Source organism: Paenibacillus sp. UASWS1643 (assembly GCF_008693195.1).
Lineage (GTDB): Bacteria > Bacillota > Bacilli > Paenibacillales > Paenibacillaceae > Paenibacillus > Paenibacillus amylolyticus_B.
The window spans coordinates 347,933-371,367 of record NZ_VXKZ01000114.1; the positions used below are offsets into that span (position 1 = coordinate 347,933).

The window sequence follows — 23,435 nt, forward strand, 5'->3', positions numbered from 1 at the left end:
TCAAAGTAAATCTTCTAAATCTTTTTGCATTTGTGCCAAGTCACTCTGACGATTTCTGGTATCTGAATTTTTATAATCACTCGTCTTTTCTTCATCAAAAATTGTATTAAGTGCTTGTCGCATTTCGTCTTTCGCTAATATGTGATTCTTGGATATTTCGCTCATCACATTTTGTTTCAATGCTATAACACGATTTTCAGCTGCAAAGAGTTGAACCTGTTGAAGGTTCATAATTTTATTTTTCTTATCAATAACTTGTCGGCCACTCGCTTCTTTCAACTTTTGGGCTATTAATTTATCAATAAGATTTAATACGATAGCACCGACTAATCCGGACACTAAACTTGATAGAAATAAACCAATCATATTGGCAAACGTGCCAATCAGCGGGATCTGTATTTGCATTCCGGGAAGGGTCAACAATAATTTCTCAAAAACCTCTCCCAAGAAAATCGCACTGCCCCCGACTAACCCAACAGTAATTATTTTCCCGATTTGTGCTACTTTTATTGCAAACGGTTTGTCCTTATTTTCCTTATTTCGAAGATATTTTACTGCATCAATAACAGAAGATACTCCTTGCTTAATTAAACTTGACAATTTTCTAAAAAGACTTACGATAGGTCCGAAGATTTCAGATACAATCGTACCGATAAATGTCGATGCTCCATTCTGACCAACACTTAGAATTTTGGAGAAGAATGATTTTATCGATTCCTTCATTTCGGATAAGAATCCCTTGAAGGACTTTGATTTTTCTTTAAAAAACCGAATTAGACCATTCATGATTTCTTTTAACAATGAAAAAAGTGCAGAGATGGCCATAGTCTTTAGAGCATCTTTTCCGGCTCTTTTCACCACTTTTTTTGTTGCATTAACTCGAATATCTTTATTAATTGCTTTCCTTGCTTCGTTATCAGCTTGCATCATAAGATCGTCATCAGCAGCAAGCTTATTGTTCAAATATTTGTCGTTTTTCTCTTTTTGCAAACGTTTTTCAACATCTGACAAATTTGATTCATCAACCCTTTTATTTGCCTTTTCGTTTTGCTCAATAAGTGATTTTTCCCTAGTCTCACGGGTTTCTACATACTTTTTATTACTCTTTTCCTTTTTGCTTTTGTTCAAATTCTCGTTTGTTGGCTTTAGATTCTCTTCTTTATTGGCAAGGTCAGCTACCCCTAAATCCGCTTGCTTCCTTCGTTGACTTTCAAATATCTCCTTTCTTGTTACGACGTGATCTAAATTAGCTTGTTCTCCAGGCTTTAAGACTTTTCCTGTATATTCATCCGTTAAAGTTCCAGCTTGTTGTTGCTCTTTCATAGCCTTATTTGCATCTTTGTATTGCTGATCTTGCAAAATCGAATCGGCAATATCTTTGTATTGCTCAGGGTGCTCCCGATCATATTTTTGAATCAAAGTCTCATTGGTCATATCGAGACCAATTTGATTCCCGAACTGTTTCCAAACTTCATCAACGACTATTTTCCCTAAAGAATCCGGATCCGATATAGACTTCCTATCCGATTCCAGTAGTTCCAACTCAGCAAAGCTTTTTTCCAACTGTTTTGACAAGAACCCTTCCACTTCTTCAAAGTCAAAGTCAGTTTCACGACTATCATTTTCAATATTTTGATTTGCATTGTTGTTAGCCATCGATTCAAATTCTCCTTCCTAATAAACGATATCATATCGAAGTCAAAAGCATCTGATCATCAAGAGCCGCTATTAGGCGGTCTTCTCTATTGCGGTTCTTAAGCGCGAAGTGCTTCTAAGACTCAAGTACTATACTTATTTCGTCATTTATTGCGCAATTTCCTTTGTATCACGTTTAGCAACTATGGAAGACAAAAGTCGGTTCATGGAATATAGTACCCTGCGCCACCGTCAACATCCTGTTAGCGAGTATATGTTCGCATGGCAGAAACCTCCGCCGCGAGATGTGGAGGAGGTTGAGTTTTAGAGTATATGGTGTGAGTTAGTTCCCTGCAGGCCGAAGCCTGAACTTTGTACACGTCCCGTCCATTTGCGAGGTGAGCAGACAGACAGTCACCAGATGGCTCGAAATAATTAGATCGATATTTTCACCTTGCCAATTACAACAGTATTGCTTTCAAAGCATCACTCATCAACTTCTGGCGTTTTTCCATAAACTCCTCGAAGTTAGATAATTCATATGAAGTCTCACTTGGAAGGTACTTTGCATTTTCGTTATTTTCAGGAACCTTTAGCCAATCCACCAACCTTGTCGCATTTTTACTTTCATTTTCACGACCTTCCAATAATTGAAGGTTTGCTAATGTATTTCTTCTACGACGCCATTCATCTTTTCTATCAGCATCTATTACCGAGCCGTCCGGCAAAACCACGCCTGTAATCTTTTTCTCTTCAAAACTTGTATGAGGATGCATATGATCTTGATGAAAACCCTTCTGGCTGTACTTCAAACTTGGATACAGCAATGACAACAACATAAACGTGTATGTACCGATTTCATACGTATCAAACAAGGCATCTATTTCCTCAGATGTATAACGCAATGTCCTTTCCCCAGTAAAACGCACATTGAGAAGATTACTCATCTTGAAAGCATCCGAAGGTGCAGTCTTTAAGGCCTCTCGAATACTTGTAAGTGCTGAATTTGTAGCGGCGCCAAAAATCTGTCTTACCTGGGCAATAACAATATACTTTCTTAATTCTGATTTACTTTCAGCATAAAAGATACCGCCTTTAAAACGATAATAGACCATTGGTGATACTGCAACATAAGATATTATATTTTCCGAATTGAATCCAAACTCATTAAGTAAGTCAATTGTGTCCTTAATAGCTCTACGAATAGCATCCCAATTATCCTTTATCTTTAGTACACTGTCTTTCTTAAAGGTTTCAACCTTTAGTGTTACTGACATATCGAGAACATACAAACAGGTGCGCATTATAAAGTCATTGGAGAATTTATATCCTTCACCGATTTTATTGATTTCTGCAAGTAGTTTATCTATTTCATCCCTTGCCTTATCCCAGTGTGAAACAATAGTGGAGAATAACAAGTCGCTCTTTGATAAGACTATTCCGCCCGAATTTACACGGACAAAAATATCAAGAACGCTGTCGATAGAATCAGCTTCAACTTCAAAATAATTTATTATTTCATCACCGACAAGCCTGGTATGTAGCAGTGATGTATTCTTCATTGCAACTTTATCGGTAGCCCAACCATTAGGAATAATCAATTCCGTTACAAGTTCATCTTGCGAGTATTTCAATATATCCTTTACCAAATACCACAGCTTATTATCCTTTTGCTTTTGTGCATCCTCTGTTGTAAGGAACTTAAACTCATATGAAATATCCTCATCGTCTGTTCTTTGACTATGAAGATTAAAATAAAGTTCCTTTTTAGGGAATGCATCATCGTTCTTCCACCTCTTATTTGATAACTTACGGCCAATACTTCCTTGAAGGGCAATATATAAAGAAGTCAATCTCTGCTGTCCATCCAAGACTGCCCATATCGTTTCTTCTTCGCTACCTATAGGGAAGGGTTGCGGAGCTGCAGGATTCTTATATAGATCACGTTCATGGAAATCCTTAATAAACTCATACATCGAGTAATCTTTTTTATTTACAATGGTTTTCTTTACTTTCCAAAAAAGAAATGTTCCTATCGGATATCCGAGCATTATTGAATCCATCAATCGAGTAATCTGCTCATCGTCCCATACATATTTTCTCTGAATTGCCGGAAGATAAATCCTGCGACTGTTAATATCCTCAATTACTGCTCTTATATTCTTCTTTTCGTATGCCATGTTTATCTTCCTCACTCATTACTTGTTTTTATCTACCCACCATCCGGCAGGGTAAGGACTGTATCTTTTCGCGTAGGCAATACCAAATCATATTTTTTGCCCTTGACCTCTTTTTCTAGCTGCCCAAGGAATGTCAAAAAACTCTCACTATTCTCGTCGTCTTGCGAGCCCTTTAATATAAATGAACGAATTGCCTCTATCTTGGTGGTCAACTCGTCACGTTTTTGCTTTGAAATGTTAATACTCATTAAGCGTACTCCTTTTGTGTTACTCTCATATTCAAGCACGTTCATACATGCCATTATTTCTTCGGGAATATCCTTTGTGTGCAATACTTCGAAAACCACTTCGGGCCAGTCGGCTCGGAACACTTCGACCGTTAATAGCCGATTTGCTTTTTAAATAGCAGTATTCAATCTGCTAGCAGATATGTAAAAATTCTACAACATACGTGAAAGTCCTTCCATTAATAAATTACCTATAGGCAAATATGACTATTCTTTGTTAATAGCAAACTTCTGAACGTAGTTATGATCCCCTGCAATTAAACACAAAAGCTTGAGGATCACCCTCAAGCTCGTATAGTGTATGGTTGAGTTCTTTACTCTTACATACTACATAATGTTAATTTTGAATTCTAGAAACAATATCTACAAAGTCTGATCTGAACATGTCACCAAAAGAAATACCCTTTCTATCACGAAGTATTTTCAAAAAGTCTTGAATTTCCATTTTTATTTTTGTTATGACTTTTAATTCGTCAGCATGATTACTTATTAATAAAGGGTCGCCAAGTTCAGTAATTAACTGCCGTAATTCATCCTCAACAGATTGCCAATGTTTTAAATAGCCTGTTAGACCACCCATGGAATAAATATCGGCCGCAATTTGAGATTGGGTAGAATCGTCATAAAAAATCACATCATCTTTAGAAATTACAATATGAAACAATTTATCGATAAAGTTTCTATCTCGCATTGTCTCTACCACTTCATACATACAGTTACGTGATTTTAGGTATTGGTCGCTTACAACTGAAATAACAATATCATGGTTACCGATAGATTGCATAAATTCTGAGAAGCTTTCTTTATACTTCACATCTCGTATATCTCTTGATATGTCTACACTTCGTATCTTTCCCTTGATCTTCTCCTCAACTATGTCAGCAATACAAGAATCCTTTTGACAATAGGATAAGAATAGCTTCTTTCTATTTATTGGCTGTGGTCTATTATTGACGATGTTAATTCTAAAAGGTATTCCATTAAAACAAACCGTTTCTTCATTTTTTTCGATATATATATATTCTAATTTATTTACTTCTCCTTCATAAAACTCACCAAAACAAAGCTTCACATGCGAGTCAATCATTTCCCTAATAATTTTTTCCTTCTCGTTTATTCTGAAGGCAGACTTTTTCATCCGTAAATTTCTACCATCATCTTTTACACCGAATACAACTATACCCCCATTCTCATTAGAAAATGCTGATATGTACTGGGCAATTTCTTCATTCGGTATAACAGGATGAATATAAACTATGTTTGTTCTGTCTTTTTCATTTATTTTATTTTGGATAATTTCTACAATATTCATCTTAGAAAGACTCCTTAATTTTTTTATCTAAAATATTTTTCTTAGTGGAATTGCTGAAATTCCAGTTGTTTTTAGTAGGTCACCTAATGTAATCATCCTTACATCGCCTTCTCTGTTATTGGTCCATAACTCATAAGCAGTGTCATCTAGAGCTTCTAATTCGGCATCTTCAAAGAAAATGATTTTATCGTCGTCGCTTGGACGTATAACAACTCTTATATCCAGATCCAGATCCAATTTCCTCGCTCTAAAAACAGTTGTGGAATAATTATTGTGTTTCCATTCGTCTAATGTGTTATCGACTGAATATAACGGGTTATGGAACAACTCCTCGTACACATTAGTTATACTTCTATCTATTAGATAATCTATTTTTTCTTTTGCATAAGGCGACTTTGAAGAAATATGCTGAAATAATTGCATGGCATCTTCAGATATTGAAATTTCCCCATCTTCAAACATCTTGAGTAGTCTTCCACTCTCCTTTAGAATGATTTTTAATTGCTCTAACTCTAAATTGTTTTCAAGCATTTCATTCTCAACAGTAGTTGCTAAACCAAGACGCCTTGCTGTTTCTTCTGGACTAGAGAGAATATTTTGGTGATATTGCTTATCATATATATCTTTAAATAATGGCTTAGCCAGATCAGGATTTTTTAAAAACCAGTCTGTAAGCTTATTATATATATTTTGCACTTCCTGAGTTCTCTTAGTTGTATTAGAGCTTTCATCTGACAATTGTTTGCGTACATGATCATTTATTTTATTTGCAATATATTCATTGTTAATCGAATCAATTCTAATGCCCTCTGATAGTATGATACCTTTATGCAATAACTTCTTTTTAATATCAGTGCCTAATAGAGTTAAAACTTCTTTTAGTACATCATCAATGTTAACATCTACTGAAACTTTTGTAATTTCTATGAATTGATCATCTTGATTTGGAACTATAGCAGTTGCAATAAAATTACGTTCATCACTACTATCGAGCCATAAACTATAAAATCTATTAAGCCATGGCATCATTTCGTCTTTATCTGTGAACCATCCACAAAGGTCATTTATGGTTTTACCTTTTAGTAAATTATCATATGTGGCTTGCAGCGTAATTCTATTGTTGGGGGAAATCCCCAACCAGTACTTATAGCTATCCTTCGTCGGAATTGCTCTAGTATTTAAGCAATTAATTAGATCCCAAAGTCTATCATTCAGCTCAGGCTTATCCATTGATGGAATTAATATATTAACTGAATCTTTACCATTAACCTCTGTGTATAAACTTTCCTTGCTTATTTTGTTCAACTTATGTTGCACATCGACAATAGGCTGCATTCGATATATTGATTGAATTGTATTAGAAATTTCCTTTTGGAATACCGACTCTTTTGAATGTTTTACGTAACACAAATTAAATAGGTTATTCCAGCTATTGCGACACGCATATTCTAGTAGTTCTTTATAAAGAGAAATTGCAATATTTATTATTTCTTTATTCGTCTCCGCCCCTTCCTGAATATGATTTCTCTCCTGTAACACTTTTAAATTTGGGCTATTTATTACAATCGGAAAGCTGAAATCTTCCGTACCAATTAACGGGAAAGCGCAGAATAACTTTGGTATGTCTACTATTGGGCATATATAATACCTATCATTACGCATCTCTATAATCGTTGCTATTGATACTTCATTATTTTTGTCGTAACATACTAAAATCTTTCTTATTTCTATAGGCTCATTATTGTCAGCATAGGTTTTTACAACATCAATAATATCTAATCTATCTTTAATTAGAGACGTTTTACTATTACGCCTATAAGTAACACCTTCACAATGAACTACTTTTATTGTCTCAACAAATGCAAATACAAGAGGGATTGACTTATCAAGATCATTACATCCGCTCCTTATAGCCTCTTGTATCTCCATCGTATTTTTTTTTGTTAAATCATAAATAAATGAGGTCTTAGGTTCGCTACTGTCAAATGAAAATTCAATATTATCACTCATATCAATCGTATCCAACATTGAAATCGAATTGATTATACTTTCTTTAATTGCTTGCTCGTTTTTTCCACTTCGATCAATATCTAAACACATGCTTTTATAATTAACTGAATCGGGAGTGCTGTGATAAATCCCTTTAACTTTTACAATTTCCGAAATAAGATGCGTTGAGATGAATCCTGTCCCAAATTTCCCTGTCATTTCTTCACTGTTTATTCGTTTCGATGAAATTTGTGTTATTAAATCTACTAAATTGGAATAAGTAAATATGCTACCATTGTGCGAAAATACTAATTTATTTTCATTTATATCAATCCAAATTGAAATTTCACTTCCATTAGCACAATCTTTTGCATTTTGTATTAATTCCCACATCCACCTTCTTCTCATTATACTTTTATCATTTTCATTAGCCCCCCGCAATTCATCCATCTTTGTCATAATGATATTTATAGCCGAATCTATCGTCTTCTTTTGGTAGATTTCTTCTCTTTCTTCCATACTGATTACCCCCAATTCAACTTAGTAGATGTTTCCTTACTTTAATGATTTTTCACTTCACGTCCTAATTAAGAATTAAGATCGAATAGAAAGATATAATTTACACAAACAGTGCCATTATCCTAAGAATATTCCGCACAGAGTTCTTGAACTTTGATACAACAAAAGAGTATAGCTACATAACTCAATTCTATATTATTACAATGAAACAGCCAAATAGTTTGTTCATGTACAGCTATATAGCCGCGGTTACGTTCTGCTTCTTTTAAAGATCCGGTTACTCGCTGAAACAAACGTTACAAGGAGATGATCCAATGCCAGCCAACATCGAAACCATGTTTTACGTAAGAGAAGCTCCATGGCACGGACTCGGTAATCGAGTCGAACACGCACTCAGTTCAGATGAAGCATTACAAGCAGCTGGATTAGACTGGACGGTCATTCAGAAATCAATCCAAACCGAAGATGCTGCCGAAATCCCAGGCTACAAAGCAAACATCCGAGCATCCGACCAACGGATGCTCGGTGTCGTCACGGACAGGTACAAGATTGTCCAGAATCATGAAGCTTTCGCTTTCGCTGATGAATTACTTGGGGAGGGTATAAGATCTGAGACCGCTGGAAGCTTGCAGAACGGCAAGAAGGTATGGCTGCTCGCCAAACTGCCGGAGAACTACATCATCGCTGGGGATCGAATCTCTCCTTACATGGTTTTTTCAAACAGTCACGATGGCACTGGGAGCATAAAAGTTGCTATGACCCCTATCCGTATTGTGTGCCAGAACACCTTAAATTTAGCACTTAATAGTGCCAAACGCATGTGGACAACCATTCATACCGGTAATATTAAGTCAAAGCTGGAAGAGGCCACGAAGACTTTACTTCATGCTGAACTGTATATGGACAAACTAGGGACCGAAATTGACCGACTCCATCGGATCAAAACGCCGGACCACAAGGTGATGGAGTACATTGAGTTTCTTCTCCCCACACCAGACAATGCAACTAAGCTTCAGGAGAAAAATGTTCAGCAGCTACGAGAGGATTTACACGCAAGATACTTTGAAGCTCCTGATTTAAAGCAAGTCGGTAAAAACGGTTATCGCTTCATCCACGCCTTCTCGGATTTCGCTACACATGCGAAACCACTTAGAGAAACAGCTTCTTATAAGGAAAACCTGTTTCTTCGTACCATGGAAGGCAATCCGCTGATTGACAGAGCTTATGAATTGATTCTGGCCACGGCTTATTAAGCTATCTAAGCTCCAGCTCAATAATCAGACTATCTGAACTCTATTGGAGGTCGCTTATTTGCATGAACAATAACCAGTTTGAATTAAGATCGTTACTCGCAGACTCCCTGCGTGAGAAGCCTAGCAGCTATATTATTGATCAAATATTTTCTCTTTGTCGCACTAGGGAAGAATTGATCGAGGTAACTGAACAAGAACTAACTTCTATCAAAGGCATTGGCCATATGAAAGCACGGCAGATACTCGCAGCATTAAAGCTTGCTCAGGTATTAGCAGTCACAAGTCCACCCATTTGTAAGATCCGCTCTCCTGAAGATGTATACAATCTAATTGAGCCGGAATTCCGCTATCTACAGAAAGAGCATTTTGTAGTTATACTACTCAACTCTAAGAATGCAGGTATAGCAACAGAACTGATATCCATTGGTTCCCTCAACGCTTGTCTCGTCCGGCCATTAAGCGTAGTAGCGCATCAATTATTTGCTGTCATAATCACCCTAGTGGTAGCCCTGACCCAAGTCGGGAAGATATAGCTATCACCAAACGTCTAACAGATGCAGGAACACTCATCGGAATTGATGTCCTCGATCATATCGTCATCGGTCACAAACAATATGTAAGCTTAAAAGAGCGGGGATTAATGTCAATCGTACATTAATCCTCATTTTTAATTTGGAGGTGTATAAGAACAATGGCAACAGCACTAAAATTCCTTGCAGACATTCTTGTTGAAACTGACAATCTATCCTATGAACAGTGGCTCGTCCATCGTCGGAATGGTATTGGTGGTTCTGATCTTGCGGCGATTTGCGGCATCTCTAAATGGAGATCACCCATGCATATCTACCTAGAGAAATTGGGAGAAGCCCCGAATGAACAAATGGGCGAGGCGGCAGAATGGGGAACTAGACTTGAACCCCTCATTGCGGATAAGTTCGCCAGTGAGCATCCCGAATGGGCGATAACAGAGAAGAAGGTTATATACTGCCACCCTGAGCACCGTTGGGCACTGGGTAATATCGATCGAATGATCATCTGTCCTAAGCGTGGTCGCGGCATCCTTGAGATTAAAACAGCAAGCGAATATCTGCTTAAGGAATGGAACGATGGAAATATTCCCGATTACTACTACGTCCAATTACAGTGGTATATGTTTGTGACTGGATTAGACTGGGGATATTTTGGCACTCTCATTGGCGGTAATAAATATCGGGAGTATGAAGTCATGCGTGACGACGAACTCATTGCTCAGCTTCTACGTCTTGCCAGTGACTTCTGGCATCATTATGTACTTGCTGGAAACTGTCCTCCTGTCGATGGTTCAGAGGCGTGTAGCACACTTCTTAATCGACTCTACCCTGAAGCTAAAAGCAGTACCATCATTCCATTAGAAGAGTTCATGCATATCGAGACATATTTCGATCATAAGCGTGAGCTTAAGATCTTGGAGGAGACGATAGCTGAAATCGAAAATCAATTCAAAGCGCTAATGGGCAGTCACGAAATTGGCATCGCTGGAGCTTACAAAGTGAAGTGGGAAAACCGAAGTCGAACCGGAATAGACAGCAAACAGCTTAAGGAGCTTCATCCTGACATTCATGAAGCATGTCTAAAGAAAACTCATTTCCGCCAGTTTAGTATCAAGAAGGAGGCTGTTACGATTGCCCACTGAAGTAATAAGCCTATTCCAACGATTAAATGCCCCCTTCCCCTATTCGGAATACCACTATGACAGCTTGGTGACCGCTGCTATATCTCCGGTCAATCCATTACTGAACGTCTGAATCTAGTGCTTGGAGTAGGCTACTGGAAATATGAAGGCTTATATGATACTGAAAAAATCATTCAAGATCCAGGCAGTAAAAACCCACGTGTGAAGATCTATGTCCAATTCAGCTTTTTTAATAGTGAGCTAAAGGAATGGATTACTTTTATTGACGCAGCGAGTGAACAAATTAAATCAGGCATGCACGAAGGCGATACGACGAAGAGTGCGATTACGGATGGCATGAAGAAATGCGCAAGCCGAATTGGTGTTGGTAGTGATCTATATAAAGGCTTGATCACATTGGACAAGCAACAACAAATGATTATCGTGCCCGAGCATTATAAGCACTATTATCACGATAAAGGCTGGGTAACGGAGACTCCTTCCTCTTCTCAGCCTCAATCACCAAATCGTCGCACGAGCAATAAAAAAGAACTTACAGATAAACTGAAGAGCAGACAATCAGCACTTACTAATCAAATTAAAGCAACCTTGCATGAGCTTGCAGGAAGCCTCGATGGATTTGATGAATGGTATGCTAAAAAGCGCTCAGAGCAGGTCAGTGATCAACAAATCATGAACTTACTACAAAAGCGACTGCGCCAAAAGCAAGTAACAGCAGCCGCATAATAGTTATTATTACAACGGTCAGTCAAATTAGCTGACCGTTGTTTCATTTCAGATATTAAGAAACGACATACCGACATACGCAGTGCTCTACGATTGGATTATATATTATAGCTGTATACACGTTGACGCTAAGCTAGTTAGCGGTCTTCCGTTAAGTGCGGAACATAGTGACGCAGGTTCATAGAAAATAAAAATTTCCTTTCAATAAGGTGCCTATCCCCCTGTTATTTACATTCATGCACATTGCAATAAACATCTCAAACCATGGATTGATACTGGTGGTATCAATCCATGGTTATATCCACTTATTTGGCTGTTATATCATATTGAGCACGCCCTAAGTTTGCACTATCGTTGAGGTGGGGTGAGAAAAACCCTACCATCCGAACATTGGAGAAAATAGCATCGGCCCTGAAGATTAATATTACCGATTTATTTACATTATCAAGTCCGTCTACAAAAAGCGACAGCCCTCCCCAATCTCAACAATATCTAGCTATTCTTACTCCAGAAGACATTAAACGCTATATGCTTGGAATTTTAAAGGATGAGAGCAATAACACGAAAGGCTAGCATTCCCCATGCGAGACCCAGAAAAATTTATTCAAAGGAGCCGCTTATGCAAATCCAATCCAATCAGCCAACTGTTACAAAAAATAAGGATACAACTGACGGAGCTATCTCAATCGAAACTCCAATGAAGGCACTCAAAAAGTTGTATATCCTCTTCATCCCATTAGGAGGCATAGCACTTGCATTTGGAGGTCCCATAGCAATTGCTTTTGGTATAGTAATTGGTTGGGCTGCAGCCTACATAACCCTACAAGCAATCTCAGGCATCAAGCTCATCAAGCTAAACCTGAAAAGCTACTCCTTTTCCCATCCTTTAACAGATGATCATCTCTACAAGCAATTATTAACAACTGAGCTTCATCCCGATTTCAAACTCGAAAAAGGGACCTGGGGAGTACGATTCGTATTCAAGAACACCACAAGACACACCATTTTCATCGATCACAAAAAGCAAAGCTACTCTATCGTTTCAAAGTTAACCAAAAAGAACCTTATCAAGAAACGGCATAATCCAGGAGTAACAGAGTATTCTTATGCATTTACAGCAGTTCCTATCATCAAGCAGATCATAGAAACTGCAGTAGTCAAACATGCATTGAGCAATGAGGGCAAGGAAAATACGACTATATCATAGGGGGAAATTCTACTGATTGCACTGTATGTAATAATAAGCATCCCGTTCGGCTGGGTCTTTATCAGCAAGCTGCAAAGAAATATCACGGTATTTACAACCATTTCAAACTATATCGTGTACAAGATCATTCTCTCCACCTTTATTGGTTGGGCCGTTACGCCGTTTTACCTGGTCTATGGTATCTTCAGAATGTTTCGGGGTACAAAGCAACGAGATAGATCCCTTGAATAATAGATTAAGGAAGGAGCTATAATTGCTCCTCTTTTTTTTGCATTGAAGACTATTAATGTTTCATTTTTGATACTTATTCCGCAGTGATATAGACGAAGAACTTTTCACCAGGAGTGTAAAACAACAAAGAATAATGCTCTTTAATGTCGATGAAAATGATTTAATGAACAGAATAGTAACTATAGTATAGGGAGGACATTTTTATGTATGATGATTACTATGGAGAGATACTTACTGTTCAAGAACTAGCTGAGTTGTTGAAAATTGGTATGAATACAGCATATAATTTAATTAATTTAAATGAGATCGAATCATTCAGGGTAGGTAATTCACATCGGATTCAGCGGTCTGCTGTGACAGATTATATTATTAGAAAATCAAAACAACGTAGCAGGAAATAAGGTGAGGATAATTTATGGGAAAGCGCCACTCAACGGGGATAAAAAATAAAGTTTTTGATTACTTTGGTTTTGAGTTCGATCATAGAAGGAAAATCTCCAACTACGAGGACGTTTGCAATTCAATATCTTTGGGCCCAGTGTTCGAACTAATTTGCAAACGCCTTCAATTAAACTGCGACAAATTGCGCGGGCACATAATGAACTATGTACTGCATTTAATCTACGAGGATGTAATCACTATATCGCTCGAAGAAAAGGTACTGCTACATAAGTTTGGTTATCTTTGGTCAGATGAATATGACGACGATGATGAGGATAACTTCTTTGAGGGCATTGCTGCAGAATATTTCAATAAACCGGAGGATTTCATTGAGTATTTTTCGCTCGAGTTTCTATGTGACCTGTTTGATATTAGTATTTCTAGGGATATGGGCTCGAAAGAAACTAGAAATGAGCTGCGAAATGCCGAGATATTGTTAACGAATCAAATATTCCCTGGAATTCCAGTCGATTATAGTCTGAAAGAAAAAGACATAGAAAGCTCTGGGGATATTGAATTCTCATATGATGAAACAGATAACTTATGGCACAGTTATTCTCCAAAATATCAGGATCACTTTACAGGATGGTTCTGCATAAAAAGCTAACTGAAGGTGATATGACGCTAACAAGACAACCACATTTTATCATCAATAAACGGCAAAACAAAGATGATTCAAAAACATTCTTCCAGAATGCTATTCAAAAAACTAAATGGTTTATAGAGACTCTTGAACAGCAATCAACGAATCACCCGTCCTATGAAGAGTTGTTGTTATTTGAAAAAGACACAAATATGCTGTTCTTATTGGAAGCGTCCATATTCATGGCTGCCGCTAATAACAATTCAAATCAATATAAATATTCTCCGGACAAACTGAAGATTCTTGCGTCTTTTATATTAATAAACGATCTAAACATTCGTAGTTACCTTGACGCGGCTTATTATAGTGGAGTTGATCTGCTGGTCGAATTGGAAAAACGGGATAGCTACAACTACTTCTTTTTACTTAACTTTATATTAGTTCCGTTCCTCACTAAATTTATAAAAAAAGAGCTTTCATCGCTTGTACCTCGTGCATTTACTGGGGCTTCAGAATCAGAGGACCATACACTATCTCCTATCCTCAGAGGAAAACTGGCGAAGTTGTACAAAAAAGATTTCTTGTATCGATTAGTTAAAAATCCATAAAAGCCGAGCCTAACACCGTTCAGAAAAAAGCTTGATCACATAGGGCAATGTGAACATATTGAGAGCATTCAAATTGATTTTATTCAACTGTATTTCAAAGCAAGAGATGTTAAGGACCGGATAAATCAAAACAAGAGGATAGGTCAAAGTTTTAATTTACTATTAGCGACCGAGCCCTTGAAGTGGTATAAAAACAATAGCATTAAGATAATGGACGACATAGATGGAGCCATAGAATATTTGGCTGGAGTAATGTCTGATGACTTCGAAGACATTGTTGGAATGAACTCGAATAGTTCTGACTCGAAGATTACCTTAGAAAAAATTATCGATGATCTCGATTCCTATTTCAAGAAACTGAATAATGCAGAAGAAGTGAAGTTGTCGCAGGACAAACTACTTAGGGAATTGAATAAGCTTGGATGGAACTTAAGATGAAGAGCAACGGAGACGTTGCTCTTTTTTAATGTCTATAGGATAGTAAATTTTACAAGTTAGGTGGTATTATTTACCACAAATCTGCCTTGTTATTCTGAATTCAAGTTATCCATCACTCCATTGGTATCCTAGGCCAACCCGGTGTGTTAGTAACAATTCATTTACAAAGAGAATGTACATGATCGCAAAAACATTATTCGAAAATTCGACTCAGAAGGAACAGAGACTTCTTACCCAACTGACAAAAAAGAAGAAAGACATCCAGGTCTTGGCGTGTAATGGGAAGGAGTCTTGCGCTCTTATTGACCACACAGAACTTGAACCATACAACCTCATTATAGGTATTATTCGAAACGATAAAAAGCTCTGTATTGGTCGATACGGAGATCAACATTTTTCTTTCCCTACTACTGATCCATCTACAAGTCTAACGAGGGTATGGATAGATGTTAAAGGGCAGAACGATTGTACATTTCACATCAATTGTAGTGACCAATATTATGAACTTTCAAATGATGACGAAGAACTCGAATACAGTAACGAGATCATGATTGCGCTACTGCATTGTCCAGACTTCATCCAGTTTTCGGTATATGATGGTAATTTGCCATATAGGAAGTCTAGTCATATTTTCACCGCATCAAGGATAGCGAGCGACAATATTAGAATCATTGCTCACAGTATGCTGAATCAGCACTTCCCTGGCCTTTCCCGTTATTTAATTCAGTTAGAAGGTGATAGGAATGAAGCGGAATAATCGGACGCCATACCGTCAAAAAGACTTTGCGGACGTAGATGATTCTCTCTATGAGAAGCTGGATCAAATTAGATCGGAAAGACTGAATACCGATTTTCTGAGATCGCAAAACATGGAGTTGGAAATGGATAACGACTTCTCGCTGTCAACTGATCGAAGCGTTAGTAGGTCATTCGTTCAATCGCACGATATGACTATCGATGACACAAGTATTCCCTCCACATTAAGGCGTGGAGGAGTGCAACAGGAATACATGGATATACATAATATCCAGATTGAAGAACCTGTCAACAAGACGGATAAGGTTTCATCCAAACAAGAAAGCCATGAGAAGAAGAATGATAACGAAAACCAGGAATTAAAGATACCGATCGATGTCCAAGCGAAGATGGCTTTGCTTGAAAAACGGGTAGTTCGATGCTGTGGTACAACGGTGTTTCTCTATGACGTTGAGTATGGTTGTTTCGAAGAACAAACGGAAGCAAGTCTCTACGTAGCTATCCGAAAGTGTATAACCCCGGAGATGGACATGAAACTCGGGAAACACAAGATCGCAGAAGTTGTCCACCGCATTGTTAGTAGTCCGGAGCTTCAAGTTTCTTTCACCGATTTTGATAGTCAAACTCACTTGATCAATTTTCGGAATGTCGTTTTCGATATAAACGAGCAGAGATGCTATCCACACAGTCCGGACTACTTATTCACAAGTTACGTCGATGCAGAATACGGGGAATCGTATTCGAATATTCGGGTTTATCACTCAAAACGAGAACACGCAGAACAAGGAAATTGTTTTAGACGTTTTCTGGAAGATTGCACAGCTGGGGATCGCCTGAAAATGAAGTCCTTGCAACAATTGACCGGATACATTATCAGCAACGAATGGCGGGCTAAGAAGTTCTTCATCCTGTTAGGATTACCACATACCGGAAAAAGTGTGTGGTTGGCTTTGTGGCGTTCACTGATTGGCTCAAAGCATACAACAGCCATGTCACTAAAACAACTGAGTGAGACGCGGTTTATGACCGCCGAGTTGTTTAAGTCCAAATTAAATATCAGTGCTGAAATGGATGACAACAGCGCGATTAAAGGAAGCGACATCATCAAAACAATAACGGGTGGAGACCTAATAACTGCAGAGAAAAAGGGAAAAGATCCTTTTCAATTCTACGGGAAGACAAAACTGGTTGCTTGCGGGAACCATATGCCTCTTCTGAACAAATTGGACGGCACAACTGCCTTCACTGATCGGCTGCATTTTTTAATATTCAATAACACGATCACAGAAGAACGGAGGGATAAAATGTTGCTCGACAAATTAACTGCCGAGAAGTCGTACATTGTCGAATGGGCGCTAGAAGGATTAGAAGAACTATTGGAAAACAACCTTGTTTTTACCGAGAGTAGCGATGCACGTGCCTTTAAACTCCGGTACATCTCTGAATTAAATAATGTCACTGAATTTGTACGAGATCGATGCTGCATGGTTCCAGAGGATAATGAGTACAAAGTTCATCGTAAAGTTCTTTTCCAAACTTACAAGCAATACTGTCGGGATAATGGCTACAAATCACTAAGCAGGCAAGAGTTTTTTATAGAAGTCACAAAACTTAATGTGAAGACCGGAAAAATGAGGATCAACGGGTCTACCCCTCTGGAGGGTTTTCGGGGAATTCGACTATTAACAAATACCGAGCTTAAATCAGAGCTTACTGAAATACAGTAGGTTTCAATGCTACATTGGCTACAGCATTAAAATGCCCAAGTAGCTAGGCGTATTAAGCCGTTTTTAACGTAGCTTGCTCTTCTCTACTACTTTGCTACATGCCGCTACAATCTTTATTAAGTCCATGCCACACGTTATTCCCGTAATCTCAGATATATATTATTCATCTGAATACATTGGAAAGAGGTTTTAGCATGAAAGAGAACCCGAGAAACTGCAGCCAGGTTTATTTTTCAAATGAAGCTCATAAGCATAATTTTCAAAAATGTGTACAAAAATTTGCTAACCGTACGAAGGAATACACCTCGACTTATTACCTGGCCACATATCCAGATATTTTCAAGTGTTTCGAGCTTGAACAGCAAGAAACCGGGCCATTCGACTGGTACTTTGATTGCTTGGATAACATTTCGCTCCAAGAGCATCGTTCCACAGGCTCAACAGCTCCACTAACCGGTCAAACCACTGCACTTGTTAACCTTGCACTTAATCTGTGGAACGGGAAAGAATTTGATCTAGCAAGTGGACTCTATATTTGGGACTCCGAGCTTTATTCATTCGCTCTTTAAGCGATCAATCTACGACAACAAGGAAGGTCCATAATCCATGAATAAATCTGACTACCCTCTTATCCTGCAAATCAAAGACGTGAAAGAAATTTTAGGTGTATCCCGCTCAACAGCTTACGAAATTGCTAGGGAGCCGGATTTCCCGTTACTCATCATCAATTGTAGAAAAATCGTCTACCGAGACGACTTCTTCAAATGGCTGGATTCCAAGCGGACCAATCCTAATGTGATATCAGCATAACGAAATCTTCTACGTAGAGATGGCTTTTCCATCTCTACACTTTTTAGAAAGGATGATCATTAATGAACGGCTACTTTAGAAAACGTGGTTGTAAATGTGGCGGTAAACGCTGTACTTGTGATGCAACCTGGTCATTCACCCTTGATATCGGTCGAGATCCACTCACGGGCAAACGAATCCAACGACAAATGGGCGGGTTTAAAACTAAGAAGGAGGCTCAAGCTGCATGTGCGGCGATGCATACGGAGCTTGCAGAGGGAACTTACATAGCGGAAAAGGAGATGTTATTCCCCACTTTAGTTGAAGAATGGTTGAAGCTCTATGAAACCACGGTCAAAATTAGTACCGTACGTGTTCGAAAGCATGAAGCATCTCGATTGCTCGATTACTTCCAAAATCATCAAGTGAAGAGCATTACTCGTAAAACTTATCAGAATGCCCTTCTAGACTTATACGAGCGTGGCTTTGCGTTAAATACGATTGCTGGTATTCATTCCACAGGACGAATGTTGTTTACCAAGGCAATAGAGTTAGAAATCATCAAAAACGATCCAACACAATATGCAAAGCTTCCTCGTCCCCAGAAAACGGTTGAGGAAATTGAAGCAGAGGAAAATAAGGTGAAGTATCTTGAAAAGCATGAGCTAACTAAGCTTCTTCAAATTGCGAAGGAGAAGGGATTAACGAACGACTATATAATCTTCCTGACTCTTGCTTATAGTGGACTTCGAGTCGGTGAGCTCTGTGCATTAAAGTGGAAGGATTTCGATTTTAAGGAGCGTACTCTTTCCGTAACGAAGACCTACTACAATCCTACAAATCGGGCAACGAAGTATCATTTGCTGACACCTAAGACAAGCACATCGAAACGAACCATCGAACTAGACCCACTGGTATTTAAAGAGCTAGAAAAGCTAAAAGCTCGTCAAAACGAGCTTAAGATGCTCCATCGAGATGTGTATTACGATCAAGATTTTGTATTTGCCAAAACAGAGAAGGATATGGGCTTTCCTGAGTTCATTAAAACAATCCAGAATCGAATGAGAAGGCTTCTACGGCTTGCTGGCTTGAATGATGCATTAACCCCTCACTCGCTACGTCACACACATACATCGTTGCTTGCTGAGGCTGGAGTCGGCATTCATGAGATTATGGAAAGATTAGGGCACCAAGATGACGAAATTACAAAACGTGTGTATCTCCATATCACTAAAACGATGAAGAAAGAAGCCGCACAAAAGTTCAGTGAGTTGATGGAGGGTTTGTAGTTAGAGTAATAACTGATTAGGTGAAATCCCATACTCACTTAGCCAATAAGCGATTACTGAACCTTGTTATGGGCTGAATCTATAACGCAATGATAACATAACGGCTGACGACCAGGGGTATCGGCTGCCTTCGTTGCGCTAACAGTCAGTTCAATTCAAACATTTTGCCAATAAAATTCTCCTTAGGGCCGTCTGTTTGTAGAATATATTCTAATTATGTTAGAAATATATCAAGGTTTATATAAGGATAAATATATAACAGCGATAGCCTAGGTCGATGCTCTAGACTTTCGCTGTTTATTTCTTAATAGTGCCGTCTTTATGATGCTGTAGGTTTGATATGTTCGTCTAAAAACACTCCGAATTCAGCTTCTTTTTGAGTATGATAATTTCGAATTAGCTTAGATATCATACCAAGAAGAAATGCGCGACCTAGTCGGATTGGCGTTTCTTCTTTTGTTTTATCTGCGTCTCTTAGAGGCGACAGTAATACCCTACCAGTTGCATCTTCCAGAGCCGCATTTGTTAGTGCTGTTGTACCGTGCGCTGTTGCGGAAAGCCCGGCATAAATTGTCTTATATTCATCTTCCATGTTTAAGTATTTTGCTAAAGCAAAGATAGTTGTTGGGCCACCAAACAGAGAGTACCATTTCGGTGAGCCGCGTCTTAATGTGGCTTTTACTCTGTTCCATTCATTTGTTATGTGAGTCAAACTTGTCGTTATTAATTGGGCTTGCAGTAATGCTTGTTTAGAAATAAGAGTGGCTTCAGTAACTTCAGGATCTAAGGTCTTTTCATCAATAGCCATTTGAAACCAATCGATGTCCTGATTAATTGAACCTACCTCATAGCTTAAAGCGCGGTCTATTAGTTGCGCTGGGTCTTGAAAAATATATTCTATAGCCAGATTGGTTTCGAATGCATTTCGCACAGATGCTCTGATTACTTCTAAGTTGTTTTGATCTGCACCGATAAATATGCCGTCCACTTGTTCGATTAACTGCCTAAACAATGCAAATATTATTACCTCTTTTTCTGAATGTCCGCCATTTTCCGCTACTTCATCCAGCAGCTTGTCTGCGTACAAAATGGTCTGACTTAGTGAATAGAGTAAAGCATTTTGCTCTTCTTTAGTCATCATTATTTCTCCTTTATATGCATGGAAATTATTCCGGAAGATCATAATTGGAATATTAAAGGTCGTTTTCTTTTTATTTTTTTGCTAATTTACCGTCACCGTCGAATATTCAATAACCGTAGTCTATATTTAGCACCTTGTACAATTTCTTAAAATTCCACTGCTATTATAATTAAACCTATTCACATGATCCGGAATCGGAGCATTCCAATTCAGTGATATATATCAAAATCACTTGTCCCCTGTTCTTTTTGAAAAGAGGAACTATTAGCACCTTGGCTTTTCTGTACCGGAATATTCATGAGTTTCTGATTACAATCAAAAATAAAAGACACCTTAGAGCAATTTCCATCACTCTAAGGTGTCTTTTATTTTACACATTGTGGGCAAAATGTGGGGCGTGGGTTTCTCCGAAGAGAAACCCACGCCCCACAAGGCTTTGCAGCCTATATTACATCATGCCGCCCATTCCACCCATACCGCCCATGTCAGGCATTCCGCCACCAGCACCTGCTGGTTCTGGTTTGTCAGCGATAACCGCTTCAGTAGTCAGGAACATTGCCGCTACGGAAGCCGCGTTTTGCAATGCATAACGAGTTACTTTCGCAGGGTCAACGATACCAGCTTCGATCATGTTAACCCACTCGCCAGTTGCAGCGTTGAAGCCGATGCCTGTTTGTTCTTTTTTCAGACGTTCCACGATTACGGAACCTTCTTCGCCAGCGTTAGCTGCGATTGTGCGGATTGGTGCTTCCAAAGCACGCAGGACGATGTTTACGCCTGTTTGCTCGTCACCGGACAGAGCTACAGCCGCAACCGCGCTATATACGTTCATGAGCGCTGTACCACCACCGGATACGATACCTTCTTCAACCGCAGCGCGAGTTGCGTTCAGGGCATCTTCGATGCGAAGTTTGCGTTCTTTCAATTCTGTTTCAGTAGCCGCACCAACTTTGATTACTGCTACACCGCCGGACAATTTAGCCAGACGCTCTTGCAGTTTCTCTTTGTCGAACTCGGAAGTTGTTTCTTCCAGTTGTGTACGTATTTGGCTAACACGTGCATCGATATCGGATTTGTTACCAGCACCGTCAACGATGATTGTGTTTTCTTTGGTTACACGGATTTGACGAGCTGTACCCAGTTGTTCCACAACAGCGGATTTCAGGTCCAGACCCAGTTCTTCCGTGATCAATTGGCCACCAGTGAGGGCAGCGATGTCTTGTAGCATTGCTTTACGACGGTCACCGAATCCTGGAGCTTTAACAGCTACAGCATTGAATGTACCACGCAATTTGTTCACAACCAGCATAGCCAGTGCTTCGCCTTCGATATCTTCAGCGATCAATACCAGCGGTTTGCCTTGTTGAACGATTTTCTCAAGCAATGGCAAGATATCTTGCGTGCTGGAGATTTTTTTGTCTGTGATCAAGATGTACGGATTGTCCAAAACAGCTTCCATTTTGTCCGTATCAGTGATCATGTAAGGAGAGATGTATCCACGGTCGAATTGCATACCTTCAACCACTTCAAGCTCTGTAGCGAATCCTTTGGATTCTTCTACTGTGATTACGCCATCTTTACCTACTTTTTCCATAGCTTCAGCGATCAATTCGCCTACTTCTTCGTCAGCTGCAGAGATTGCTGCAACTTGTGCGATGGATTGTTTGGAATCGATTGGTTTGGAGATGGATTGCAATTCTGCAACCGCAGCTTTAACCGCTTTGTCGATCCCTTTACGGATACCGATTGGGCTAGCGCCTGCAGTTACGTTTTTCAGACCTTCTGTGATCAGCGCTTGCGCCAATACAGTTGCTGTAGTAGTACCGTCACCGGCAACATCGTTGGTTTTCGTTGCTACTTCTTTAACCAGTTGTGCACCCATGTTCTCGAATGCATCTTCCAGTTCGATTTCTTTAGCAATGGTTACACCATCGTTAGTGATGAGCGGGCTTCCGAATTTTTTCTCCAGAACCACGTTACGGCCTTTAGGACCGAGTGTTACTTTTACTGCATTAGCCAATGCATCCACACCACGAAGCATGGAGCGACGAGCGTCTTCACTGAATTTAATGTCTTTAGCCATGTTAAGAAAACCTCCCTAGTTTTTGTTGGAAAATGGTCGTGCTATATGGTTCGGTTATCCGATTAAATTTGAATTAGTCGAGAATCGCGTGAATATCGCTTTCTTTCATAATCAAATATTCTTTACCTTCGAATTTGATTTCTGTACCGGCATATTTGGAGAAAATAACGCGATCTCCTTCTTTCACTTCCAGAGCTACACGTACGCCGTCTTTCAATACTCCAGCACCAACTGCAATGATTCTACCCTCTTGCGGTTTTTCTTTGGCGGAGTCCGGGAGTACGATCCCGAAAGAAGTTGTTTGTTCTTGCTCCAGTGGTTCTACCAATACGCGTTCACCTAAAGGTCTGATCATGAAAAATAGCCTCCTTTTGAAATTATATAACGTTACATTGTAGGTTGTAGCCATATGTATTAGCACTCGACAGTGTTCAGTGCTAACAACCAACTTTATGATACTCAACTTGAAGCATGATTTCAAGTCCTTTTGACGAATTCCTGCGATAATTTACGTTGAATTTACACAAACATAGCCAAATTACACCCGCTGTGCCTGGTTCTATGTTGCA

Annotated in this window: 21 protein-coding genes and 1 pseudogene; 14 read left to right on the top strand and 8 right to left on the bottom strand. The window is 39.0% G+C overall.

What is annotated here, in order from left to right; genetic code table 11:
- The 5 genes from FE296_RS23905 to FE296_RS23925 form a co-directional block, all read right to left on the bottom strand.
- Complete coding sequence (locus tag FE296_RS23905) at positions 1-1,656, bottom strand: AI-2E family transporter (RefSeq protein ID WP_150366573.1); 1,656 nt, start codon at positions 1,654-1,656, stop codon at positions 1-3.
- A gap of 440 nt (positions 1,657-2,096) precedes the next feature.
- Complete coding sequence (locus tag FE296_RS23910; RefSeq protein ID WP_150366574.1) at positions 2,097-3,815, bottom strand: DUF262 domain-containing protein; 1,719 nt, start codon at positions 3,813-3,815, stop codon at positions 2,097-2,099.
- Between the two features lie 32 nt (positions 3,816-3,847).
- Entirely contained in the window at positions 3,848-4,063 is a 216-nt protein-coding gene (locus tag FE296_RS23915) for a hypothetical protein (protein WP_150366575.1), read from the bottom strand.
- 376 nt (positions 4,064-4,439) lie between these two features.
- Positions 4,440-5,414: an RNA-binding domain-containing protein gene (locus tag FE296_RS23920; RefSeq protein WP_150366576.1), complete on the bottom strand. Its 975-nt coding sequence runs from the start codon at positions 5,412-5,414 to the stop codon at positions 4,440-4,442.
- Positions 5,415-5,441: 27 nt separating this feature from the next.
- A complete protein-coding gene (locus FE296_RS23925; protein ID WP_150366577.1) occupies positions 5,442-7,922 on the bottom strand; it encodes a sacsin N-terminal ATP-binding-like domain-containing protein in 2,481 nt (826 codons plus the stop codon).
- Between the two features lie 314 nt (positions 7,923-8,236).
- Here FE296_RS23925 and FE296_RS23930 point away from each other — a divergent pair, with 314 nt between their 5' ends.
- The 14 genes and pseudogenes from FE296_RS23930 (at position 8,237) to FE296_RS23990 (ending at position 19,642) form a co-directional block, all read left to right on the top strand.
- Positions 8,237-9,175 carry a DUF932 domain-containing protein gene (locus FE296_RS23930; protein WP_150366578.1) on the top strand — a complete coding sequence of 313 codons (939 nt, stop codon included), beginning with the start codon at positions 8,237-8,239 and terminating at the stop codon, positions 9,173-9,175.
- 224 nt (positions 9,176-9,399) lie between these two features.
- Positions 9,400-9,833, top strand: a pseudogene (locus FE296_RS23935) (JAB domain-containing protein).
- A gap of 33 nt (positions 9,834-9,866) precedes the next feature.
- On the top strand, positions 9,867-10,847 hold the full coding sequence (locus FE296_RS23940) for a YqaJ viral recombinase family nuclease (RefSeq protein ID WP_150366579.1): 981 nt from the start codon (positions 9,867-9,869) through the stop codon (positions 10,845-10,847).
- 117 nt (positions 10,848-10,964) lie between these two features.
- Complete coding sequence (locus FE296_RS23945; RefSeq protein WP_150366580.1) at positions 10,965-11,573, top strand: hypothetical protein; 609 nt, start codon at positions 10,965-10,967, stop codon at positions 11,571-11,573.
- A gap of 619 nt (positions 11,574-12,192) precedes the next feature.
- Complete coding sequence (locus tag FE296_RS23950; protein WP_150366581.1) at positions 12,193-12,780, top strand: hypothetical protein; 588 nt, start codon at positions 12,193-12,195, stop codon at positions 12,778-12,780.
- A 434-nt stretch (positions 12,781-13,214) separates the two neighbouring features.
- Positions 13,215-13,412 carry a helix-turn-helix domain-containing protein gene (locus FE296_RS23955; RefSeq protein WP_150366582.1) on the top strand — a complete coding sequence of 66 codons (198 nt, stop codon included), beginning with the start codon at positions 13,215-13,217 and terminating at the stop codon, positions 13,410-13,412.
- Between the two features lie 197 nt (positions 13,413-13,609).
- On the top strand, positions 13,610-14,059 hold the full coding sequence (locus FE296_RS23960) for a hypothetical protein (RefSeq protein WP_190945497.1): 450 nt from the start codon (positions 13,610-13,612) through the stop codon (positions 14,057-14,059).
- Positions 14,038-14,643, top strand: a complete 606-nt coding sequence (locus tag FE296_RS23965) for a hypothetical protein (RefSeq protein WP_150366584.1) — start codon at positions 14,038-14,040, stop codon at positions 14,641-14,643. The genes FE296_RS23960 and FE296_RS23965 overlap by 22 nt, the downstream gene beginning before the upstream one ends.
- A 252-nt stretch (positions 14,644-14,895) precedes the next feature.
- Positions 14,896-15,081, top strand: a complete 186-nt coding sequence (locus tag FE296_RS32975) for a hypothetical protein (RefSeq protein WP_190945499.1) — start codon at positions 14,896-14,898, stop codon at positions 15,079-15,081.
- 178 nt (positions 15,082-15,259) lie between these two features.
- Positions 15,260-15,838 carry a hypothetical protein gene (locus FE296_RS23970; protein ID WP_150366585.1) on the top strand — a complete coding sequence of 193 codons (579 nt, stop codon included), beginning with the start codon at positions 15,260-15,262 and terminating at the stop codon, positions 15,836-15,838.
- A 253-nt stretch (positions 15,839-16,091) separates the two neighbouring features.
- A complete protein-coding gene (locus FE296_RS23975) occupies positions 16,092-17,564 on the top strand; it encodes a DNA primase family protein (protein WP_190945501.1) in 1,473 nt (490 codons plus the stop codon).
- Positions 17,565-17,758: 194 nt separating this feature from the next.
- Positions 17,759-18,133 carry a DUF6075 family protein gene (locus FE296_RS23980; protein ID WP_150366587.1) on the top strand — a complete coding sequence of 125 codons (375 nt, stop codon included), beginning with the start codon at positions 17,759-17,761 and terminating at the stop codon, positions 18,131-18,133.
- Between the two features lie 37 nt (positions 18,134-18,170).
- The gene (locus FE296_RS23985; RefSeq protein ID WP_068661353.1) at positions 18,171-18,374 is read left to right on the top strand and encodes a helix-turn-helix transcriptional regulator; all 204 of its coding nucleotides are present in this window, start codon (positions 18,171-18,173) and stop codon (positions 18,372-18,374) included.
- A gap of 62 nt (positions 18,375-18,436) precedes the next feature.
- Entirely contained in the window at positions 18,437-19,642 is a 1,206-nt protein-coding gene (locus FE296_RS23990; protein ID WP_150366588.1) for a site-specific integrase, read from the top strand.
- A 319-nt stretch (positions 19,643-19,961) separates the two neighbouring features.
- Here FE296_RS23990 and FE296_RS23995 read toward each other — a convergent pair whose 3' ends face one another.
- The 3 genes from FE296_RS23995 to groES all read right to left on the bottom strand — a co-directional run bounded on the left by FE296_RS23995 (position 19,962) and on the right by groES (position 23,221).
- Positions 19,962-20,780, bottom strand: coding sequence for a DUF5677 domain-containing protein (locus FE296_RS23995; RefSeq protein ID WP_190945503.1), 819 nt, complete (start codon positions 20,778-20,780; stop codon positions 19,962-19,964).
- Positions 20,781-21,231: 451 nt separating this feature from the next.
- Complete coding sequence (gene groL / locus FE296_RS24000; protein ID WP_036611259.1) at positions 21,232-22,866, bottom strand: chaperonin GroEL; 1,635 nt, start codon at positions 22,864-22,866, stop codon at positions 21,232-21,234.
- A 73-nt stretch (positions 22,867-22,939) separates the two neighbouring features.
- Positions 22,940-23,221, bottom strand: coding sequence for a co-chaperone GroES (groES, locus tag FE296_RS24005; RefSeq protein WP_017690077.1), 282 nt, complete (start codon positions 23,219-23,221; stop codon positions 22,940-22,942).
- Between the last annotated feature and the right edge of the window lie 214 nt (positions 23,222-23,435).